The 4,036-nt window shown below is 71.1% G+C and carries 3 protein-coding genes; 1 reads left to right on the forward strand and 2 read right to left on the reverse strand.

All coding sequences use genetic code 11. The annotated features are described in order from the left end of the window. Together HKK72_RS36945 and HKK72_RS36950 are read right to left on the reverse strand one after the other, a co-directional pair. On the reverse strand, positions 1-741 hold a 741-nt coding region (locus HKK72_RS36945), incomplete at its 3' end, for a beta-galactosidase (RefSeq protein ID WP_261987556.1). A 26-nt stretch (positions 742-767) separates the two neighbouring features. Beyond that, positions 768-2,675 carry a sialidase family protein gene (locus HKK72_RS36950; protein ID WP_187239039.1) on the reverse strand — a complete coding sequence of 636 codons (1,908 nt, stop codon included), beginning with the start codon at positions 2,673-2,675 and terminating at the stop codon, positions 768-770. A 170-nt stretch (positions 2,676-2,845) separates the two neighbouring features. On the opposite strand from HKK72_RS36950, the gene HKK72_RS36955 reads away from it, so the two are divergent. Continuing rightward, on the forward strand, positions 2,846-4,036 hold a 1,191-nt coding region (locus HKK72_RS36955), incomplete at its 3' end, for a sialidase family protein (protein ID WP_187239040.1).

The following is a 4,036-nucleotide window of genomic DNA, read 5'->3' on the forward strand; positions in this document are numbered from 1 at the left end:
GACGATGTCGCGCTCGGCGAGATAGCACGCGAGGATCGCGTCGTCGCTGAAGCGGGCGAAGTCGAGACGCTGTGCCGGGTTGGCGAACGTCGGCGCGGTGCGCGGTGGGAGGACCTCCGCCCAGTCGTCGTAGCGCTGGGACCAGAAGGTCGTGGACCAGGCCCGGTTGAGCGCCTCGATCTCGCCGTAGCGGTCCCGGAGCCAGCGCCGGAAGTCCGCCGCCGACACGTCGCAGAAGCACTGGCGGGTGTGGCACCCGTACTCGTTGCCGACGTGCCAGATCCGCAGAGCCGGATGCCCGGCATAACGACGGGCCACCTGCTCGACCAGCCGGCCGGCGTGTTCGCGGTAGACCGGGCTGGAGGGGCAGTAGTGCTGGCGCCCGCCCGGCCACAGCGTCGTACCGTCGGACCGTACCGGGAGGATCTCCGGGTGAAGGTGCGAAAGCCACGGCGGGGGAGACGCGGTCATCGTCGCGACGCTCGCGCCGATGCCGGCCCCGGCCAGGTTCTCCATCACCTGGTCGAACCAGCCGAAGTCGTACGCGCCCGGCCGAGGCTCGACGCTCGCCCACGAGAAGATGCCGACCGAGACGAGCGAGACGCCGGCCTCGACCATCAGCCGCATGTCCTCGGCCCACACCGAGCGGGGCCATTGCTCGGGGTTGTAGTCGCCCCCGAACATGATCTTGGGCAGGTTCGGGTCCGGTCCAGGGTTCGGGTTCGGGTCGGTCATGCGCATGCTGATGCCCCTCCTCGGTGAGCCGGTCAGCCGACGTGTTCCTGGGAGAGCCGGAGCCCGAGCCGGCCCCCGATCGGCAGATTGCGTGACCGGATCAGTTCGATCTCCGCGGTGCTCAGTGCGCGCTTGTAGACCCGCATCTCGTCGAGCGTGCCACGAAACCGGTCGACGCCGTCCAGGCGCTGTCCGACATGGATTCCGTCCACGCCGAACTCCTTGCCCTCGGTGACCGAACCCGGGGGCACGGCGGCCGCGGCGACCTCCACGCCGTCGACGCGCAGCACGAACCGCCCGCTCGCGCGCTGCAGCACCACGTGGTGCCATTGCCCGTCGTTGTAGGCGCCCGCCGACTGCACGCTGACGTTGAACCGGTCCACCGTGATCATCGCGCGTATCCGGTTCGAAGCCGGCTCCGCGCGCAGCCACAACTGCGGGGTGGTGCCGCCGCCCATCCGGTACGCCCAGAGCAGCGCGTGCGATCCGGTCGTGTCGGAGTAGCGGAACCATGTCATCAGTGAGAAGTCTCCGCCGCCGACGTCGATCGACTTGTCGAACGGCACCTCGACCCGGTCGTCCACGCCGTCCAGCGTCAGCCCCTTGCCGAAGCGGCCCGGCGCCGTCTGCGCTCCGCCGCGCACGTACGCGGGGTTGCGGGCGGGAGAGCCGTCGGGGGTCTTCGGGCCCGGTGCCGGCGGTGCGGGAATGCCCGGCGGCGTGCCGTTGGGCGTGGCGAGGTAGGCCTCGTTGAAGCGCGCCCACCGGATCGACTCGTACGGCGTGGAGACTCCCGCCTCGTAGTAGAGCGCGGCTTCGTCGCCGTCGAGTTCGACCATGTCGGAGTACGCCGCCGGGCCCCACCAGAAGACCTTGCCCTTGTCCCAGGTCTGCCAGGTGCGGCCCTCGTCGTAGGAGGACCGCACCGTCATGGCCTCGCGGGACACCGGGTGCGCCGGCGCCGACACCAGGATGCGGTCGGTCGCGTCCCCCTCGTCGGTCGCGCGCAGTCGCAGCGTCGAGGCCTGCACGTCCGGCATCGCCAGGTCGAGGGTCTTGAACGGCCGGTCGAACGTCTCGCCGCCGTCGCTGCTGATCGCGTAGGCCCGATGCCCCGGATCGGTGCCGCGCTCCCGGGCGAGCGCGTAGACCCGGCCGTCGGTCAACTCGGTGACGGTGACCTCCTGGGCGATGATCGTGCCGTCGTCGAACGCGCTCGTCGCGCCGATGTGCCAGGTCCGGCCGCCGTCGTCGCTGTAGAGCAGATGCGTGCCGTAGACGTGCGGGCCGACGCCGTCGTAGCTCTCGTGGTTCGCGCCGACGATCAGCCGGCCGGCGTGCGGGCCGCGGGTGAGCTGAATGCCGTGCATCGGACCTGTCGCGTACCAGAAGTTCCACTCGGGCGGCTTGCCCTCGGTCATCTCGCGTGGCGCGGACCAGGTGGCGCCGTCGTCGTCACTGATCTGGACGTACGGATCGCGGTCGCAGCCGTTGGGACAGGGAGCGGGCCCGTTGTGCGTGCTGACCAGCACGACGCGGCCGGTGCGCCGGTCGACGATGGGCACCGGATTGCCGTGCGTCGAGCCGTTGCCCTCCGAGACCACCTGCAGCGGTCCCCACGTGCGCCCGCCGTCGGTGGAGCGCCGCAGCACCAGGTCGATGTCCTCGTCGTCGCCGCAGTCCTTGACGCGTCCCTCGGCGAAGGCCAGCACCATGCCGCCCGCCGCGCGGACCGCCGCGGGAATCCGGAAGCAGGCGTAACCGAAGTCGTTCTGCCCGAACAGGACCTGTTCGTCGACGAAGGGTGCGGCGGTCGCCGGGACCCGCCCGGCGAGGGCCGGGCCGGCCAACGAGGCCGTGAGCAGCGTGGCCAGGATCAGGGCGGTCCATCGCCGGATGACCCGGCGGCGGCCCCGCGGCTTCTCAGGCGCGTACGTCATGTCGTGCCCTCCTGCGGAGAAGTGGATGCGCCGGACATCCTATGTGGGACGTGGGATGTCCACTAGAGGGCAATCGCGGGGAGTAAGACCGATTCCTTGACGACGCCGACCCGCGTCGTTAACGTCCTCGAGACATAGGACATCCCATGTCCTAGGAGAGGACGAGGAGCATGCCAGCTCTCAACCGCCGCTCAGCCCTCACCGCGGGCGTCGCGGCCGTGCTCACGGCCGCTGTCGTCACCGCCACGTCGCCCGCCTGGGGCGCCGAGCCCGGGCACCGGCGATGCGAGGCGTCCGTGCCGTACACGTCGGGGACCGAGGGCTACAGCGCCTTCCGCATTCCGGCCGTCGTCGCCACGAGGTCGGGAGGCCTGCTGGCCTTCGCCGAAGGCCGGTCCGCCGGGCTCGGCGACGCCGGCGACATCGACACCGTGGTGAAGCGGTCGTCCGACGGCGGCTGCACCTGGGGGGCGCTGAAGGTCGTCGAGAACAGCGGCCCCAACACGTCCGGCAACCCGGCGCCCGTGGTGACGGCGAGCGGCCGGGTCGTGCTGCTGACCACCTACAACGCGGGGACCGCCACCGAGGCGGCGATCCTGCGCGGCGACGTGCCCCCCGAGCAGAGCAGGCGGGTCTTCGTCCAGTACAGCGATGACGACGGTGGCACCTGGTCGGCGTCCCGTGAGATCACGGCCGACACCAAGCTCGGCAACTGGCGCTGGTACGCGACGGCGCCCGGCCACGCGATCCGGCTGACCAAGGGTGAGCACAGGGGCCGGCTCGTGGTCCCGGCCAACCACTCGATCGCGCCGCCGGCGGGGTCTCCCGACCTCGGTTCCGAGGCGAAGTACTACGGCGGCCACTCGCTCTACAGTGACGACGACGGCCAGACCTGGCACATCGGCTATGTCGACGACAACCCCGACGGTTACGTCAACGTCAACGAGACGACGGCCGCGGAACTGCCGGACGGCCGCGTCTACTTCAACACCCGCGACCACAACGGCACCGCGCCGGGCAACCGGGCGGACGCCTACAGTCTTGACGGCGGGCGTACGCTGCGAGCGCCGTTCCGTCCGCAGGGCACCCTGGTCGGCCCGGTCGTCGAGGGCAGCGTCCTGCAGCTCAACGGGCGCGGCGCTCCGCTGGTCTACGCCGGCCCGGCCGATCCGGCCGCCCGTGCCGTCATGACGCTGCGGGTCAGTGACGACCAGGGCGTCACGTGGCGCTCGGCGCTCGCCCTGTCGGGAGTGCCCGCCGCCTACTCGGACCTGGTGCAGCTCGACGCCAAGACCGTCGGCGTGCTCTACGAGACCGGCGACGCCGGACCGTACGAGACCATCACCTTCCGCCGCGTACCG

Source organism: Actinomadura sp. HBU206391 (assembly GCF_014323665.1).
GTDB lineage: Bacteria > Actinomycetota > Actinomycetes > Streptosporangiales > Streptosporangiaceae > Actinomadura_C.